This window comes from Moritella sp. 28 (assembly GCF_018219435.1).
Classification (GTDB): domain Bacteria; phylum Pseudomonadota; class Gammaproteobacteria; order Enterobacterales; family Moritellaceae; genus Moritella.
Genome location: NZ_CP056121.1, coordinates 639,020 through 656,908 on the forward strand (window position 1 = coordinate 639,020; position 17,889 = coordinate 656,908).

15 protein-coding genes are annotated in these 17,889 nt (G+C 34.7%); all 15 read left to right on the forward strand.

The window, feature by feature from the left end:
- Positions 1-114 precede the first annotated feature (114 nt).
- The 15 genes from deoC to HWV02_RS03030 all read left to right on the forward strand — a co-directional run bounded on the left by deoC (position 115) and on the right by HWV02_RS03030 (position 17,404).
- On the forward strand, positions 115-903 hold the full coding sequence (gene deoC / locus HWV02_RS02960) for a deoxyribose-phosphate aldolase (protein WP_211678387.1): 789 nt from the start codon (positions 115-117) through the stop codon (positions 901-903).
- Positions 904-1,094: 191 nt separating this feature from the next.
- Positions 1,095-2,426, forward strand: coding sequence for a thymidine phosphorylase (gene deoA, locus HWV02_RS02965; RefSeq protein ID WP_211678388.1), 1,332 nt, complete (start codon positions 1,095-1,097; stop codon positions 2,424-2,426).
- Positions 2,427-2,501: 75 nt separating this feature from the next.
- Positions 2,502-3,716, forward strand: coding sequence for a phosphopentomutase (locus tag HWV02_RS02970; RefSeq protein ID WP_211690523.1), 1,215 nt, complete (start codon positions 2,502-2,504; stop codon positions 3,714-3,716).
- Positions 3,717-3,816: 100 nt separating this feature from the next.
- On the forward strand, positions 3,817-4,530 hold the full coding sequence (gene deoD, locus HWV02_RS02975; protein WP_211674017.1) for a purine-nucleoside phosphorylase: 714 nt from the start codon (positions 3,817-3,819) through the stop codon (positions 4,528-4,530).
- A gap of 460 nt (positions 4,531-4,990) precedes the next feature.
- On the forward strand, positions 4,991-6,070 hold the full coding sequence (gene rfbB, locus HWV02_RS02980) for a dTDP-glucose 4,6-dehydratase (protein WP_211689655.1): 1,080 nt from the start codon (positions 4,991-4,993) through the stop codon (positions 6,068-6,070).
- Complete coding sequence (gene rfbA, locus HWV02_RS02985; protein WP_211689656.1) at positions 6,071-6,934, forward strand: glucose-1-phosphate thymidylyltransferase RfbA; 864 nt, start codon at positions 6,071-6,073, stop codon at positions 6,932-6,934.
- A gap of 16 nt (positions 6,935-6,950) precedes the next feature.
- Positions 6,951-7,829, forward strand: coding sequence for a dTDP-4-dehydrorhamnose reductase (gene rfbD, locus HWV02_RS02990; RefSeq protein WP_211689657.1), 879 nt, complete (start codon positions 6,951-6,953; stop codon positions 7,827-7,829).
- A gap of 1 nt (position 7,830) precedes the next feature.
- Entirely contained in the window at positions 7,831-8,376 is a 546-nt protein-coding gene (rfbC, locus tag HWV02_RS02995) for a dTDP-4-dehydrorhamnose 3,5-epimerase (RefSeq protein WP_211689658.1), read from the forward strand.
- The gene (locus HWV02_RS03000; protein WP_211689659.1) at positions 8,376-9,200 is read left to right on the forward strand and encodes an ABC transporter permease; all 825 of its coding nucleotides are present in this window, start codon (positions 8,376-8,378) and stop codon (positions 9,198-9,200) included. Before rfbC ends, HWV02_RS03000 begins: the two co-directional genes overlap by 1 nt.
- Entirely contained in the window at positions 9,190-10,566 is a 1,377-nt protein-coding gene (locus HWV02_RS03005; RefSeq protein ID WP_211689660.1) for an ABC transporter ATP-binding protein, read from the forward strand. The genes HWV02_RS03000 and HWV02_RS03005 overlap by 11 nt, the downstream gene beginning before the upstream one ends.
- Positions 10,566-11,636 (forward strand): sulfotransferase domain-containing protein, encoded by a 1,071-nt coding sequence (locus HWV02_RS03010; protein ID WP_211689661.1) that lies wholly within the window; start codon positions 10,566-10,568, stop codon positions 11,634-11,636. The genes HWV02_RS03005 and HWV02_RS03010 overlap by 1 nt, the downstream gene beginning before the upstream one ends.
- Positions 11,637-11,703: 67 nt before the next feature.
- Positions 11,704-13,566 (forward strand): rhamnan synthesis F family protein, encoded by a 1,863-nt coding sequence (locus tag HWV02_RS03015; protein WP_211689662.1) that lies wholly within the window; start codon positions 11,704-11,706, stop codon positions 13,564-13,566.
- Complete coding sequence (locus tag HWV02_RS03020) at positions 13,563-15,437, forward strand: rhamnan synthesis F family protein (RefSeq protein WP_211689663.1); 1,875 nt, start codon at positions 13,563-13,565, stop codon at positions 15,435-15,437. Before HWV02_RS03015 ends, HWV02_RS03020 begins: the two co-directional genes overlap by 4 nt.
- Position 15,438: 1 nt before the next feature.
- Positions 15,439-16,251, forward strand: a complete 813-nt coding sequence (locus HWV02_RS03025; protein WP_211689664.1) for an NAD(P)-dependent oxidoreductase — start codon at positions 15,439-15,441, stop codon at positions 16,249-16,251.
- Between the two features lie 97 nt (positions 16,252-16,348).
- Positions 16,349-17,404, forward strand: a complete 1,056-nt coding sequence (locus tag HWV02_RS03030) for an acyltransferase (protein WP_211689665.1) — start codon at positions 16,349-16,351, stop codon at positions 17,402-17,404.
- The last annotated feature ends 485 nt before the right edge of the window (positions 17,405-17,889 follow it).

Genomic DNA, 17,889 nt, shown 5'->3' on the forward strand with positions numbered 1-17,889 from the left:
TTAAGGTAAACACTTCTTTATTAAAGTCATCCTTGAGTAGCTGCAGTCAGCAATTAGTGTAATTGCTCTGGTTTCACTGTTTTTATAAAATTTAAATAAGTTTGGAGACTTAATATGAGTAACTTTAAAGTTGCGGCGCAACGTGCATTAAACATGATGGACTTAACGACGCTTAATGATGATGATACAGATGCAAAAGTAATTGAACTGTGTCACAAAGCAAAAAGCGCGGCGGGCAATACGGCTGCTGTTTGTATTTATCCTCGTTTTGTTCCTATCGCGCGTAAAACATTGAATGCAATAGGTGCTGAAACGGTAAAAATAGCAACGGTAACTAATTTCCCACATGGTAACGATGATGTTGCTATTGCAGTTGCTGAAACGAAAGCGGCTGTAGCATACGGCGCTGATGAAGTTGACGTAGTATTCCCATACCGCGCACTAATGGCCGGAAATGCGGACGTTGGCTTTGAGCTTGTTAAAGCATGTAAAGCAGCTTGTCCTGCTAACGTACAACTTAAAGTTATCGTTGAGACTGGCGAACTTAAAACTGAAGCTCTGATTCGTCAAGCGAGTGAGATCTCGATTGATGCGGGTGCAGACTTCATTAAAACATCAACAGGCAAAGTGCCTGTGAATGCAACACTCGAATTCGCGAAGATCATGCTTACTGTGATCAGTGAGAAAAACACCGATGTTGGTTTCAAACCCGCGGGTGGTGTTAAAAATGCTGAGCAAGCAGGTGAATACCTTGCATTAGCAGAATCAATTCTAGGTCAAGACTGGGTATCTCCAGCCAAGTTCCGCTTCGGTGCTTCAAGCCTGCTTGCTAACTTATTAGCTGAGCTTGAGTTAGCAGAGCTCTCATCAGTAGAGAAAGCAGCTGATAGCAGCGGTTACTAACTATCTCGTTCTGGGTTCGATAAAGTAATATCCCCAAATAAAGTGTGTTGCATTGATTAAGACCAAATGTGAGTTATTTCTGACATGGGTAATCAATATAACACGTGCTTATTCGATCCTAACTTTCTGTATTTAACTAAGCTCTTCCCATTTTAAGGAGTAGCTTTTTCTTATTTAAGGAATAGGTAGTTATGTTTATACCGCAAGAGATTATTCGTCGTAAACGTAATGGCGAAGTACTAAGTTGTGCTGAAATTGAATATTTTGTTAATGGTATTGCTGATAATAGTATCTCGGAAGGACAAATAGGCGCATTTGCGATGGCGACTTATTTTAATGACATGAATATGGACGAGCGTATCGCGATCACATCTGCAATGCGAGATTCAGGTGACGTACTAAGTTGGAATACAATGCAACTTAATGGTCCAATCGTTGATAAGCATTCAACTGGTGGCGTTGGTGATGTTATTTCACTGATGCTTGGTCCTATGGTTGCGGCTTGTGGTGGTTTTGTTCCGATGATTTCTGGCCGTGGTTTAGGTCATACCGGCGGTACATTAGATAAATTAGATGCGATCCCTGGTTACCAAACAACAGTTGATAATACGCAATTTCGCCAAGTTGTAAAAGACAGTGGTGTGGCGATTGTTGGTCAATCTGCAAACTTAGCGCCTGCCGATAAACGTTTTTATGGTGTACGTGATATTACTGCAACAGTCGAATCTATTTCGCTGATCACGGCTTCTATATTATCGAAGAAACTGGCTGCTGGTCTTGATGCATTAGTGATGGATGTTAAATCGGGTAGTGGCGCTTTCATGCCTACGCATGAGGAGTCTGTTGCACTAGCAAAAAGCATTGTATCTGTAGCGAACGGTGCGGGCTGTAAAACTGCTGCACTGATTACAGATATGAACCAAGTATTAGCAAGTAGTGCCGGTAATGCAGTTGAAGTACGTGAAGCAGTACGTTTCTTAACGGGCGAATACCGTAACCCACGTTTATTCGCTGTAACAATGGCACTTTGTGTGGAAATGTTATTGTCAGCAAGTCTAGCAATCGACGTTGATGACGCACGTAATAAATTACAAGCAGTATTAGATAACGGCAAAGCGGCAGAATTATTTGGCACTATGGTTTCAGGTTTAGGCGGTCCAACTGATTTTGTTGACAACTATGACCTACACTTACCAAAAACCGAAATTTTTCGTCCAGTATATGCAGCACAAAGTGGCTATTTAACTGAGATGGATACTCGTGGTTTCGGCATGGCGGTTGTTGCTATGGGTGGTGGTCGTCGTGTGGCGACAGATCAAATCGATTATGCTGTTGGCTTATCTGATATTGCAGCGCTGGGTCAACAACTCGATGCACAAACACCAGTTGCTATGGTGCATGCTCGTAGTGACGCACAGTTTGAAGCTGCACAAGCAGAAATCTTGAAATCGATTCATATCGGTGACATACAGCCTGCTGCAAGTGCTGATGTTTATCAACAAATTAGACTTTCAGATGTTTAACAATTGGTTAATGTTTAATGTAGAGCATAGTTAAAAATAGATAATAAAAATAGATAATAAAAATAGGTCATAATGATGAAACGTACAATTATATTAATGTTGGACTCATTGGGTATTGGTGCTTCTGCCGATGCTGATAAATTTGGTGATGTAGGCAGCAACACGTTTGGTCACATAGCTCAATGGTGTGCCGAAGGAAAAGCGGATGAGGGTCGTGAAGGCCAATTACATATCCCTAATTTAACCAAATTAGGTCTTGCGCATGCTTGCGGTGATAGTGTGGGTTCATTTCCTGCAGGCTTAGATGAAAGCGCAGAGGTTATTGGTGCATACGGTTACGCACAAGAGATCTCAAGTGGTAAAGACACGCCAAGTGGCCACTGGGAGATCGCAGGTGTACCTGTGTTGTTTGATTGGGGTTATTTCTCGGATATCGAAAACAGCTTCCCACAAGAATTACTGGATCAGTTAGTGGAGCAAGCAGACTTACCGGGTTATTTAGGTAACTGCCATTCTTCAGGTACAGAGATCTTAGATCTGTTGGGTGCTGAGCACATGGCATCGGGTAAACCAATTTTCTATACCTCGGCAGACAGTGTATTCCAAATTGCATGTCATGAGGAGACCTTTGGTCTTGAACGTTTACTTAAATTATGTGAATTAGCACGTGAGTTATTAGAACCGTACAACATTGGCCGTGTTATTGCGCGTCCATTTATTGGGGCTGATAAGAGTGATTTCGCACGTACTGGTAATCGTCGTGATTATTCACTGTTACCGCCAGCGCCAACCTTACTTGACCGTATGGCTGAGTCGGGTGGTGAAGTCGTGAGTGTCGGTAAAATTGCAGATATTTACGCACAGCAAGGCATTACTAAAAAAGTTAAAGGCACTGGTCTTGAAGCTTTATTTGATCTGACGTTAGAGCAAGTAAAGCAAGCGAGTGATCAAACTATCGTGTTTACTAACTTTGTCGATTTTGACTCATCATGGGGACATCGTCGAGATGTTGCTGGTTATGCAAAAGGACTAGAGTATTTCGATACGCGTTTACCTGAGTTACTTGAGATCCTCGGCGAAGACGATATTGTGGTATTAACTGCCGATCACGGTTGTGATCCAACAGCTCCGGGAACAGATCATACGCGTGAACATATTCCAGTCATCTTTTATGGTCAAAATGTACCAAAAGGTCCGCTGGGTTTACGTGACACATTTGCTGATATTGGTCAGTCAATTGCGGCGTATCACGGTTTACCAAAGCTTGAATACGGTAAAAGCTTTTTATAAATAACAATGTTTATAAATACTATTTTTACAAACCCATTTTTATAAATAAAGTACTTAGTTAAGAATGCTGAGTATAACTAAAACAAAGAAGGTAACTATAATGGCAACTCCACATATTAATGCAGAAAAAGGTGATTTCGCTGAAACGGTATTATTCCCAGGTGATCCACTACGCGCTAAATACATCGCAGAAACATTTTTAGAAGATATTAAGCAAGTGAATGACGTGCGTAACATGCTCGGGTTCACTGGTACTTACAAAGGTAAACGTATTTCTGTTATGGCTTCTGGAATGGGCGTTCCGTCTTGCTCTATCTATGCAAAAGAGTTAATTACAGAATTCGGTGTTAAAAATCTGATCCGTATTGGTAGCTGTGGTGCGATTAGCACTGATGTTAAAGTACGTGATGTTGTGATCGGTATGGGTGCATCGACTGATTCTGGGGTCAATCGCGCACGTTTTGATGGCTATGATTTTGCAGCCATCGCATCATGGGAATTATTAAGTAAAGTAACACGTGCAGCTAAAGCATGTAATATTGATGCGAAGGTAGGTAACATTTTCACTGCTGATCTATTCTACACACCAAAGCCTGAGTCATTTGATACAATGGAAAAATTGGGAATATTAGGTGTAGAAATGGAAGCGGCTGGTCTATACGGCGTAGCAGCTGAGTTCGGCGCAAATGCTATCTGTATCTGCACTGTATCTGATCACATCCGTACTGGTGAAGTTACAACGGCAGAAGAACGTCAATTAACGTTCAATGACATGATCATCATGGCATTAGAGTCTGTGCTAATCGAAGATTAATATATACTTATTGTTGAACAATGCCCGCTAATGCAAATTGGTGGGCATTTTTGTAATTGCAGGCGGCTATATTATACTTAATAGACCGCTTCTTTGTTTTAATCGGTATTTAGCTATAGCTTAATGGATAGGTTGCCGAATATAGAATTTTATGCGATTATAGCGGCGTTTTTATACTATATAATTTTAAAATTAGATGACTTATCAGTCTTGGGGTACTGCAACCTTAGGGCGGTAGCGTGTTTAAAATCATTATAAATATAGTGTTATTAATGCCTGTTTTTTAGGGATGTTATGAATCTGTTAGTTGTGATTTTACATCGTTGAATATCATAATATCAAATAATTACAGAGTTAAGATCTTTATTATATTTAGTTCTTTCACTCTGTTTTAGGTAGGCCGTTTGACTTATAAATTAGGTCGACTTTATATAAAGCTAAGTTTTAATAGGAGTTAAGTGTGAAAATACTGGTTACAGGTGGAGCAGGATTTATAGGTTCTGCTGTTGTTCGACATATCATTGAGAATACGAATGATAGTGTTATTAACTTGGATAAATTGACCTATGCAGGTAATTTAGAATCTTTAAAATGCGTCCAAAATAATGAGCGTTATGTATTTGTTCAAGCTGACATCTGCGATCGTTTAACTCTTGACAGTATATTTGCAGAGCACCAGCCTGACCTTGTAATGCATTTAGCAGCAGAAAGTCATGTTGATCGCTCAATAGATGGTCCTGCGGAGTTTATTGAAACCAATATTATTGGTACTTATACGATGCTTGAAGCTGCTCGTCAATACTGGAATCAGTTAGATATTTCTCGTAAAGAAGCATTCCGTTTTCATCACATTTCGACAGATGAAGTGTATGGTGATCTTGAGGGTACCGATGATCTGTTTACTGAAACAACGTCTTATGAACCATCAAGCCCATATTCAGCTTCTAAAGCGTCAAGCGATCACTTAGTACGTGCGTGGCTACGAACTTATGGTTTTCCGACTGTCGTTACAAATTGTTCAAATAACTATGGTCCTTTCCATTTTCCTGAAAAACTAATCCCATTAATGATATTAAATGCATTGGATGGAAAGGCATTACCTGTCTACGGTAACGGTATGCAAATTCGTGATTGGTTATATGTCGAAGATCATGCTCGTGCACTATATGCTGTTGTGACTAAAGGCGAAATAGGCGAAACCTATAATATTGGCGGTCATAATGAAAAAGCTAATATTGAAGTAGTTAAAACTATTTGTACTTTACTTGATGAATTAGTGCCTAATAAACCCGCTGGTGTGGTTCAATATCAAGATTTAATTACGTACGTAACTGACCGACCTGGACATGATGTCCGTTATGCTATTGACGCTTCGAAAATTGAACGTGAATTGGGCTGGAAACCGACAGAAACATTTGAATCAGGTATTCGTAAAACGGTTGAATGGTATTTAAATAATAAAGAATGGTGGAGTCGTGTTCTTGATGGTTCATACAGTTTTGAACGTCTAGGCTCAACACAAAACAGTGAGGAAGAATAAATGAAAGGTATTGTTTTAGCTGGTGGTTCAGGTACTCGTCTTTATCCGTTGACTCGTGGTGTATCGAAGCAATTATTACCAATTTATGATAAACCGATGATCTTTTATCCGTTATCAACACTTATGTTAGCGGGAATCAAAGATATTTTAATAATCACCACACCTGAAGATAATGAGGGCTTTCGTCGGTTATTGGGTGATGGTTCAGACTTCGGGATTAATATCGAGTATGCAATTCAGCCATCTCCGGATGGGTTAGCTCAAGCATTTATTATTGGTGAAGAATTTATTGGTGACGATAATGTTTGCTTAGTGTTAGGCGATAATATTTTCTATGGCCAGTCATTTAGTAAAACATTGAAAAGTGCAGCTAGTAAGGCATCTGGTGCTACAGTATTCGGTTATCAAGTGAAAGACCCAGAACGTTTTGGTGTTGTTAATTTTGATGAAAACATGCGTGCGTTATCTATTGAAGAAAAACCTTTAAAACCGAAATCTAATTACGCTGTCACAGGTTTATATTTTTATGATAATCGTGTTGTAGAATTTGCAAAAAAAGTAGAACCATCAGAGCGTGGAGAACTTGAAATAACTTCTATTAATCAAATGTATCTTGAAGATAAATCGCTAAATGTCGAGTTGCTAGGACGCGGTTTTGCTTGGTTAGACACTGGTACACATGAAAGCTTACATGAAGCTTCTTCATTCGTACAAACAATTGAGCATGTTCAAGGACTTAAAGTTGCTTGCCTTGAAGAGATTTCATGGCGTAGTGGCTGGTTAACAGATGAACAATTAATCAACCTAGCTAAGCCTATGATGAAAAATGACTATGGACAATATTTGAAACGACTTATTGAATAATGCTGGGATTTATACAATGAATATTGTAATTACTGGTGGTGGTGGTCAACTTTCAAGAGAGATATATAATCATACTGATGGCAAACATAATTATCATTTTCTTAATAAAGAAAAATTAAATGTTACTAGTGTTCTCTCCATAAATAAAATTTTGGAGGGACTGAAACCTGATATTATTATTAATACAGCTGCTTATACGTCTGTTGATAAAGCGGAATCTGAATATGATTCCGCTTATTTAGTCAATAGTATAGGGGCTAAAAATATAGCTAAATATTGTAGTGACAATGATGTTGTTTTGATTCATATTTCTACTGATTATGTATATTCCGGTGAAATGATCGGTTTTTATAAAGAAACAGAAAGTCTTAATCCTAAAACTGCTTATGGTAAAACTAAATTACAAGCAGAAAGGTACATAGAATCAGAATGTGATAAATACATTATTATTCGAACCTCATGGTTGTTTAGTGAGTATGATAATAATTTTTTAAAAACAATTTATAAATTAAGCCATAGTAAAGATAAAATATGTGTTGTCTCTGATCAATTAGGAGCACCAACTAGTTGTTATAGTTTATCTATTTTTATCATTCATCTTATAAATAATATAAATATGATAAATGAAAACGGATCTTGGGGGACTTATAATTACAGTGATTACCCAGATGCCAGTTGGTATGAATTTGCACAGGAAATAGTAAATAATATAAATGAAATAAAAAACACAAATGTTAAGGTGATTCCGATTTTATCCGAAGATTATAAAACGGTAGCTAAACGTCCCCAAAACTCTAGACTTGATTGCCAAAAGTTAATTAATACATTTTCTTTTGAAATGTTTAATTGGAAAGATCAAGTGAAAGAAGTAATCAAACGTATTATAGAGAAATAAAATGAAAATTATTAATACAAAAATACCTGATGTAAAAATTATTGAACCTAAAGTTTTCGGGGATGAACGTGGTTTCTTTGTGGAAACTTGGAATGAAGAACGGTTTGCTGAAATGGTAGCAAACAGAAAATTTGTACAAGACAATCATTCTAAGTCAAAAAAGGGAATATTACGTGGATTGCATTATCAAACTAATAACACACAAGGGAAGTTAGTTAGAGTTGTCTCTGGTGCTGTATTTGATGTGGCTGTAGATTTACGTAAAGATTCAGATACTTTTGGTGAATGGGTTGGTGAAGTATTATCGGCCGAGAATAAGCGTCAACTATGGGTACCAGAAGGGTTTGCTCATGGTTTCTATGTATTAAGTGATGAAGCTGAATTTGTATATAAATGTACAAATTACTATGATCCATCTAGTGAACACTCTCTACTTTGGAATGATCCTGCAATTGGAATTGATTGGCCTATAGCAGAAAATCAACAACCTTTACTTTCTGAAAAAGATAAGAAAGGAATATTATTGAATAATTCAGAGGTCTTCTAATGTTAAACTATCAATTCTTTGGTTTTAAAATAAGTGAGCGTTTTGGAAAAAAGATTGAATTGACTAAGTCACTGACAAAACGGGAGATCATCACAAGGTATAAAGGTTCCATTCTTGGGGTTTTTTGGTCTTTTTTAACGCCGCTGATGATGCTTGCTGTTTATAGTTTTGTCTTTGGTGATATTTTACAAGTAAAATGGCATGCTGGACAAGATAATCAACAGCCTGGGCAATTTGCACTCTTACTGTTTTGTGGGTTAATGGTATTTAGCTTATTTTCCGAATGTATTAATAGAGCCCCCAGTATAATAACTTCTAACGTGAATTATGTGAAAAAGGTAGTGTTTCCATTAGAAATTCTACCAGTAGTTTCGCTGTTGAGTTCACTATTTAATTTTCTCGTTAGTTTCTTAGTTTGGGTTATTGTTTATATTATTTTTTTTGGAATTCCACCTTTAACCATTTTATTAATGCCATTGGTAATATTACCATTAATACTTTTATTAAATGGTTTTAGCTATCTATTATCGGCAATAGGAGTATTTGTTAAAGATGTCGGCCAAGTAACAGGGTTGATTTCTACCGCATTAATGTTTTTATCTCCTGTGTTTTATCCATTATCCTCACTTCCAAGTAATTACCTTTATTTTGCATATATAAACCCTTTGACTTTACCCATTGAAGCATTGCGAAGTGTTGCATTTTATGGTCAATTACCAGATGAAAGTATATTTATTTTTTACTTACCAATAGCAATATTATTTAATATCTTTGGCTACTATATTTTTTCAAAAACTAAAAAGGCATTTGCAGATGTTATCTGATGTTGCGATAAGTGTTAATAATGTTTCAAAAACATTTTTTGTTTATGAAAATGCAATCGATAGATTAAAACAACCATTAATAAATAGATTAAGAAGAATTTCTGGAGCAATGCCAATTTCGTTGCATAAAGAATTTCATGCCGTCAAGAACGTTAGCTTTAATGTAAAAAAGGGTGAGACAATTGGTATTGTCGGTAAGAATGGTTCTGGTAAATCAACAATTTTACAAATTATTACTGGTATCTTAACACCAAGTCATGGCAATGTTAATGTTCATGGTCGAATCGCTGCACTTCTTGAACTTGGATCTGGTTTCAATTTTGAATTTACAGGTCGAGAAAATGTTTATTTAAATGCATCTATTATGGGCTTAAGCAGAAAAGAAACAGATGAAAAATATGATGATATCGTTGCATTTGCGGATATTGGGAGTTTCATTGATGAACCAGTAAAATCTTACTCGAGCGGTATGATGGTTCGTTTAGCTTTTGCTGTAGCAATAAATATTGAACCAGAAATTTTAATTATCGATGAAGCTCTTGCTGTTGGAGATGAACTCTTCCAACGGAAATGCTTTTCTAAAATAGAAGAAATTAAAAATAAAGGTGCAACAATTATTTTTGTTTCGCACTCAGGCCCTGCTGTTGTCGAACTTTGCGATAGAGCTGTTTTAATGGACAGTGGTGAATGCATTGCAATTGGAAAAGCAAAACATATTGTTAATGCATACCAAAAGTTAATCTATGCACCACATCAATTACAAGAAAAAATTAGAGACGAAATTAGAAATGATGATTTAAACATTAAATCAAATGACGTTGTTCAAACCGAATCTAAAGATGAATCGGCATCATCGATAAATTATATTCTTGACGTCAAAGAATTCTATGATCCAAATCTAATATCTCAAAATATAACAAAGCATGTCAGTCACGGCGCACACATTTCAAACCCTAGTATAGAAACCCTAGATGGCCAGCAGGTTAATCATTTGGTTCGAGGTCGAAAGTATAAATATAAATACGATGTTCTTTTTGATAAAGACATAGATAGTGTGCGTTTTGGTATGTTAATCAAAACGGTAAAAGGCATTGAGCTTGGTGGCGGTATATCGGCACCAAAAAACAGTGCGATAAAGCAAGTTACTTGTGGTACAAAATTAACTGTAGAATTTTTATTTGATTGTAATTTAAATCCTGATACGTACTTTCTTAATTCTGGTGTATTAGGCATAGTTAATGATTATGAAACATATATTGATCGTTCAATAGATGTAGCTATTTTTAAAGTTCAACCTGAAGAGGAATTAACATCTACATGCATAGTTGACTTTAATTGTTTTGCAAAAATAAAAGGTATTAACTAATGTCATTTGTTAATAAAAACATGGTGATTGTACTTGGAGTGCAACGAAGTGGTACGAGTGCAATTACAAAATCACTATCTTCAGTGAATGCAAGTTTTGGCTGTAATTTGTTGGAAGAGCATAAAAAAGTCAACCCAACTGGTTTTTGGGAAGACTCAGATATTCTTTTATTAAATGAAAAAATTCTTATGCATCTTGATTTGACTTGGTCGAGTTTAAGACCTATAAGACTAACAGATTTTAGTGAAAATGATTTAGAAGAATTCTATAAAGATGCGACAGCATTACTCATGTCAAAAATGAGTGATAATAAATTGTTTGCACTAAAAGAACCGCGAATAACTAAACTATTTGTTTTTTGGGATTATGTAATAAAAAAAAATAAAATAAATTGCAAGTATATTATTGCATTAAGAGATCCTAACGACGTTGCTAATTCATTTAAACGCCTTGAAAATACAATGGTCTCTGCAATTGAAACAAAAAAACAGTATGTTTATAAATTGTGGATATCTTATCTGATTAGTGTTGTATCTGTATTCGATGAGCCCTCTGATATTTATATAATTGAATATGAGCGAATACTTGAAAACCCAAAAGATATTATTGAGCATATGGCGGGAAAATTTAATTATGACATCAATGATGATGAATTAAATGAATACTGTAACACTTTCATAAATAGATCTTTGAATCATTCAGATAATGAGAAGGTTATCAATTTTTCTGATAGGTTAGTTAATGATTTTTATGACTTACTTAGGGATATTTCGAATAATAATTCGAATCTAACTTGCAGTATGTCAAAAAGGTTAAATAAAATAAAAGAAGAATTTGAATGTAATATTGAAATGCTAACGTTAGTTGATCAAGTTAATTATATTAATAAAAAAAATAAAGATGCTCATGCTAAGTCATCAGAATTAAAAAATAAAGAAATAATCTTGTTAAAGAAAGACGTTATTACATTACAGAATAACGTTACTGATAAGGCTAATGAGTTAGAAAAAATTACTGTGCGTAACGAATTCCTAATGACAGAAATTTGTAAGTTTACTAATGTGAAGTAGTTTATACGCCTCCAGTTTATATTTGTAAAATATAAATAAAATAAAATAAAATACATGAGAATGTTATATGAATAGAATTGCTTTTTATCTCTTTTACGATGATGATGGTATTGTTGATGACTACGTTATTAATAAATTAAACGAATTGAAAAAATCAGTTGCAACCATATTTGTTGTTTCAAATTCTTCGTTGAATAAGATAAATAGAAGAAAATTGGAAACCGTTGCGGATATAGTTTATTGCCGTGAAAATATAGGCTTTGATGTTTGGGGCTATAAGGAAGCAATGGAGGTATATGGTGAAGACCGTTTAAATAGTTATGATGAAGTGATTCTAATGAATTATACATTTTATGGTCCTATATATCCATTTGAAGAGATGTTTGAATGGTCTGAAAATGCCGAGGTTGATTTCTGGGGAATCAGTGACCATAAAGCCATGACTCCAAATCCATTTACCGGGCAAGGCACATTGCCACGACATATTCAATCTCACTTTATTGCTATTAGAAAAAGCATGTTTCAACGCGAAGAATTTAAAGTGTATTGGAAAAAAATGCCAATGATAAATACTTACGTAGATTCAGTATTACAGCATGAGTCAAGATTCACCGATTATTTTGAATCAAAAGGATTTAATTATAGCGTTTATTGTAATTCAGACGATTATGCTTCCAATTATCCGACATTTGTTGAAGTCAAAGATACATTAAAAAATAGATGTCCAGTTCTAAAAAGAAGACTATTTTTCCATGATCCACTATTTCTAGATGCACATTGTATAGATCTGAAAGAGGCATTAGATTATATTGAGGGCAGTAGTGAGTATGATTTAAATTTAATTTGGAAAAATATAGTGAGAAGCACTGAGCCTCGATACTTATTAACGAATGCTCAACACCATAAGGTGTTTCCTGATGTCGCTGAAAAAACTATAAAAAACAATCCTAAAATTGCAGTCGTAGCACATATTTTCTATACTGACTTGGCTAATGAAATTAAAGATCAAATAAGCCATATCCCCACTGATTTTGATCTTTTCATTACGACCTCATCAGAAAAAGACAAAGAAATACTTACTAACTTATTTCATGAACATAATGGGCTACTTGATGTCAGGGTTGTTGAAGAAAACCGTGGTGGAGATATGTCCTCTTTATTGATTACTTGTAAGGATGTTGTTATTGATAAGGGCTATGATTATATATGCAGACTTCATAGTAAGACATCACACCCAAACGGAAAAAATCATTCTGATTATTTTAAACGTCACATGTATGGTAATATTTTAAATTCTAAAGGCTATGTTACAAACTTAATTAACTTTCTTCAGGATAATGAGCAAGTAGGTATTCTTACGCCTGACCTAGTTCACTTTGGCTTTTCAACTATGGGGCATAGTTGGTTTTCTAATAAAGAAAAAGCTGAAAATGTGGCCCTAAATTTGGGACTTAAAATTAAATTTGATGAAAATACACCACATGCGTCATACGGGGCAATGTTTTGGTTTAGACCAAATTCATTATTGAAATTGTTCGAGCATGACTGGAAATGGACTGATTTTGATGAAGAATCTGACAATGTAGACGGCTCACTTGCACATGTTTTAGAGCTACTCTTAGTTTATACGGCTTTAGACTCTGGTTATCTTGGTTATAACGTAAGTACAATGGATTCCATATCTAAAACATATGGGAAGCTTGAATATAAATATCAAAAAATAATGTCTGAATTGTCAAATTCAGACATTCATTACCAACTGTCTCAATTTAAGCTAAATGAAAGTATTCATGATGATCTGAAATCTAAAGATAATGAAATTCAGTTGTTAAAACTTCAGTATCATGACCATCTTAATTCATGGTCATGGAAAATTACCGGACCTCTACGTCGTATTCGTAGAATTATATGTGAAAAATTATCAAAATGAAAAAAATAGCCTTTTATTTGTTTTATGACAAAAATGGTATTATCGATGATTATATTTTCTATAAATTGGAAAAGCTAAATAAATTTGTTGATAAAATTATCTTTATATCAAACTCCGAAATCAATGATAAATCGAAGCGAAAACTGAATTTAATTGTTGATGATATCTTATTAAGAGATAATATCGGCTTTGATGTGTGGGGCTATAAAGATGGGCTGGAATACGTCGGTGCTGAGATAAAGGAATACGATGAAGCTATATTCTTAAATTATACTTTTTTCGGCCCCATTTTTCCGTTTGATGAAATGTTTCAATGGTCAGATGAAAATGATTTTGATTTTTGGGGCATCACAGATCATAAAGAAGTCGTTCCTAATCCTTTTACTGGCACAGGTGTACTTCCTCGGCATATCCAATCACATTTCATTGCGGTTAAGAGTAAGTTACTTCACTCAATAGATTTTAAAGATTATTGGAATAAAATGCCAATGATTAACTCATACCAGGATTCAATATTGAATCATGAGTCTAAGTTTACTGAGTATTTCTCTAAAAAAGGCTATACATATGATGTTTACTGCAATTCAGATGAATATCTTTCTGATTACCCTGCATTTATAGATATAAATGCTACGATAAAACATCGTTGTCCTATCATAAAACGGCGCCCGTTTTTCCATGATCCATTATGGATAGATAGAAATGCTATTGATTTAAGAGAAACACTTAATCTGGTCAAAGACATATCCGATTATGACCCAGAATTAATATATAATAATTTATTAAGAACTACAAAACCAAAAGATCTAGCAACTAATTTATCACTATTGAAAATATTTGATTCTAGCTCAGAGCAGAAAACTAGAGATGATTTGAAAATAGCTGTTTTAGCTCATGTCTATTACCCTGATATGATTGCGGAAATGCTTGAACAAGTTGAAAATATTCCAAACCAATATGATCTATATATAACAACTGCATCAAAAGAGAATAAAATATTTATTGAAGATTTTTTGAATCATTCAGATAGTCATTTTTCTAAATTTGAAGTCAGAGTCGTTGAATATAATCGAGGACGTGATATAAGTGCTTTATTAATTACTTGTAGAGACGTTATTTTGGATGGTAACTATGATTTAATTTGTAGATTACACTCTAAGAAATCACCACAAAACAATCTTAATCAATCATTGCATTTTAAAAAACAAATGTATGATAATTTAGTTTATGACAGGGCTTATACTTCAAAACTAATTAATTTCATTGATAGTGATGAAAAAATAGGGTTTTTAGCGCCGCCGATGGTACATATAGGCGGCTATCCAACGCTTGGACATTCTTGGTTTACAAATAAGTTTGGTGCTGAACAGATTGCAAAAAGATTAGATGTTAAAATTCCATTTGATGATTTCTCCCCATTTGCCGCATACGGTACAATGTTTTGGTTTAGACCAAATGCACTAAAACGACTTTTTAATGAAAACTGGAAATGGGAAGAATTCAACAAAGAACCTGGGCATAATGATGGCTCATTATCACATATCATTGAACGTTTATTGATATACGTTGCTCATGATTCAGGTTATAAATGTTTTAATGTTATGTCGGCAGATATGGCTGAATATAACTATACAAAATTGGAGTATAAGGCACAGCGTATAATGTCTAATTTGCCAAATGGCCTAGTCCAAGAACAAGCTAATATGCTACAAAGTCAACTTCTAGGAGCTGAACACCATCTTTCTTTACAGTGGAAAATGGTTCGTTTGCTAAAATCTCATTTAGTCATAAATCACCGTGATTTTGCAATGAAATTAGTTAGACCATACAAAGTTTTGGTTCGTATATATTTATCTATTTTAGGAAAGTAAAATGAAAATCGCAGTGACTGGAGCCAATGGGTACATTGGACGAAATGTTGTAAGGGAGTTAATAAAGCGTAATCATCAGGTTGTATCTATACTTTTTCCAGGTGAAGACGTACATCCTTACCTCGAAGGTGCAGAAGTTATTCGTTACGACTTGCTTAAAATGGATAATTCTGAAATAGAAAAGGAATTTAGAGATTGTGATGCACTATTACATTTAGCGTGGCAAGCTGGTTTTAATCATCAAGACCCCTGCCATATTCAAAATGTAATAAAACACTACAACTTCATTACTTCTGTATATTCTTCAGGCGTAAAACATATTTCAGTTGCAGGAACAATGCATGAGGTCGGCTATCATGTCGGTCCAATTGATGCGGACACCCCATGTAATCCGCTTAATCCTTACGGCATTGCTAAGAATTTTTTACGCCAATCGTTAGTTGAGCATTCGACCAAGAATGGTTTAAATTTACAGTGGTTAAGATTCTATTATATTACCGGTGATGATAAATATAGTAGTTCTATTTTCACCAAAATTTTAAAGGCAAGTGAAGAAGGGAAGAAAAAATTCCCATTAAACAGTGGTGAAATGCTTTATGATTTTATTGATATAAAAGAACTAGCGTTACAAATATCCACTTCACTAGAGTCAAATGCTGTTGGTATTTACAACTGTTGTAGTGGTAAACCTAAAAGCCTCCGTACGGCCGTAGTGGAGTTTATTGAAAAGAATAATTTAGATATTGAACCTGAATTCAACGTTTTTCCTGAAAGACCTTATGACTCAATGGCTGTTTGGGGAGTAAAAAGATAATCCATTGATGATACGGAATTTGAATATTTATCTTAAAGTTAAATTATTTAGAATGAGCTTTTTATAAATTAACAATGAAATTTTAGGAATTAGTTTGATGCTATATAATATCCAAGCATTACGTGGTTTAGCTGCATTAATGGTCGTTTTAATCCATTTGTTATCAACACACCCATCTGTATCTATCGGTACACCACATATGCTTTATGGCTGGGTGGGCCCTATTGGGGTCGATATATTTTTTGTTATATCTGGATTTGTTGTATCACTTTCTGCATATAGTACACATAAAAATGAAAAAAGTGTTAAAACTTTTTTTCTGAAACGATTAATAAGAGTTTATCCGCTGTATTGGATTGTATTTATTACTGCGTCTATGTTTTCAGGTGTTTTATATTTATCGCCTGAGTGGTTACCAAAAGAATCAAATTTTAATTTGTTTTTTCTTTTAAAAGAAACCAATTATAAAGTTATGGTTGCTTGGACGCTACATTATGAATTATATTTTTATGTAATCCTAAGTGTGATTCTAATGCTTGGATTGAAAAGCTTTTGGAAAGGGTGTGCATTAATTGCATCATTTCAGTTGATTGTTTTTCTTATTACCTATAATCAAATTTATAGTGGATATGTAAGTTTACTTTTTTCTAGTGGACTTTTAGTCGATTTTTCAATGGGTGGCTTACTTTGTTTTTTATATTTAAAAAATAGAATACACTTTCCTTACTTCTTTACCATTGCTGGCATTCTATCCTTTGTTGTGGCGATAGTATTACATGCGAAATTTGCGGATGTACCGTGGGGTATTAATTGGAGACTCACTTTCGGAATATCATCTGCGCTATTAATGTATGGTCTTATCGGTCTTGAAAAAGAAAATATTATTTTTTCAAAAAAACTTCAAAATGTTGGGAATTATTCATATTCATTATATATTTGGCATCAATTTATTTTTGCTGCGCTATTTTATATATCTCAAAAATTAGACATAATCCCAGATAATAGAATATTTTTGACCTTGCTATTATTTTCATGGCTTATCATTGCAATGGTTTTGGCTAAAATTAGTTATCAATTTATTGAAAAGCCAATTATTAATTTTGCAAATACGTATTTTGATAAGAAAGTTTCGAATAAAACATTAACAACTTAGTTTCTGACTGTTTTTATTGTGTATTTCTGATTAGCACCAATTTCCCCCGCCTTAACTTTATTTAAATTTGTATTGTTATGAGGGGGAAGCATAAAGGAAATATCAAAAAGGCATATAGATTGGTTGTGCAGAGCTCTGACAAATGAGTGTAAATTTGCTGAGGAATTAAAAACCCCTAAGCGAGTATATACGAAAAAGAGTGAGGCGTGCGATGAATGAAAGCTATATTTTACTTGTTCTCGCAAGCTTTAGCTAACTGGGTTCTTCATGAGCTTTCCGTGTTAATGAAGAGTGCTCTTACACTGAAGGCTATTATCATGTAAGATGGCTCAGCCTGTTGCGCACACTTGAAAGTGTCTAGATGCTATACCTTAGGGAGTTCAGCCTTAATTTTAATCTATGTTTAAAATATGTTTGAACGACTGATAGTGACAGAGTGAAGACTGCTCCGATGCCCAATGTTTACTTGAACTAGTTGAAGTTCG

Excerpts from the sequence above, each read along its gene's own strand:
- deoD (WP_211674017.1), top strand. The coding sequence starts at position 3,817 with ATGGCAACTCCACATATTAATGCAGAAAAAGGTGATTTCGCTGAAACG.
- rfbC (WP_211689658.1), top strand. The coding sequence starts at position 7,831 with ATGAAAATTATTAATACAAAAATACCTGATGTAAAAATTATTGAACCT.
- HWV02_RS03025 (WP_211689664.1), top strand. The coding sequence starts at position 15,439 with ATGAAAATCGCAGTGACTGGAGCCAATGGGTACATTGGACGAAATGTT.
- HWV02_RS02970 (WP_211690523.1), top strand. The coding sequence starts at position 2,502 with ATGAAACGTACAATTATATTAATGTTGGACTCATTGGGTATTGGTGCT.
- deoC (WP_211678387.1), top strand. The coding sequence starts at position 115 with ATGAGTAACTTTAAAGTTGCGGCGCAACGTGCATTAAACATGATGGAC.
- HWV02_RS03005 (WP_211689660.1), top strand. The coding sequence starts at position 9,190 with ATGTTATCTGATGTTGCGATAAGTGTTAATAATGTTTCAAAAACATTT.
- HWV02_RS03015 (WP_211689662.1), top strand. The coding sequence starts at position 11,704 with ATGAATAGAATTGCTTTTTATCTCTTTTACGATGATGATGGTATTGTT.
- HWV02_RS03030 (WP_211689665.1), top strand. The coding sequence starts at position 16,349 with ATGCTATATAATATCCAAGCATTACGTGGTTTAGCTGCATTAATGGTC.
- rfbA (WP_211689656.1), top strand. The coding sequence starts at position 6,071 with ATGAAAGGTATTGTTTTAGCTGGTGGTTCAGGTACTCGTCTTTATCCG.
- HWV02_RS03020 (WP_211689663.1), top strand. The coding sequence starts at position 13,563 with ATGAAAAAAATAGCCTTTTATTTGTTTTATGACAAAAATGGTATTATC.
- rfbD (WP_211689657.1), top strand. The coding sequence starts at position 6,951 with ATGAATATTGTAATTACTGGTGGTGGTGGTCAACTTTCAAGAGAGATA.
- HWV02_RS03000 (WP_211689659.1), top strand. The coding sequence starts at position 8,376 with ATGTTAAACTATCAATTCTTTGGTTTTAAAATAAGTGAGCGTTTTGGA.
- deoA (WP_211678388.1), top strand. The coding sequence starts at position 1,095 with ATGTTTATACCGCAAGAGATTATTCGTCGTAAACGTAATGGCGAAGTA.
- HWV02_RS03010 (WP_211689661.1), top strand. The coding sequence starts at position 10,566 with ATGTCATTTGTTAATAAAAACATGGTGATTGTACTTGGAGTGCAACGA.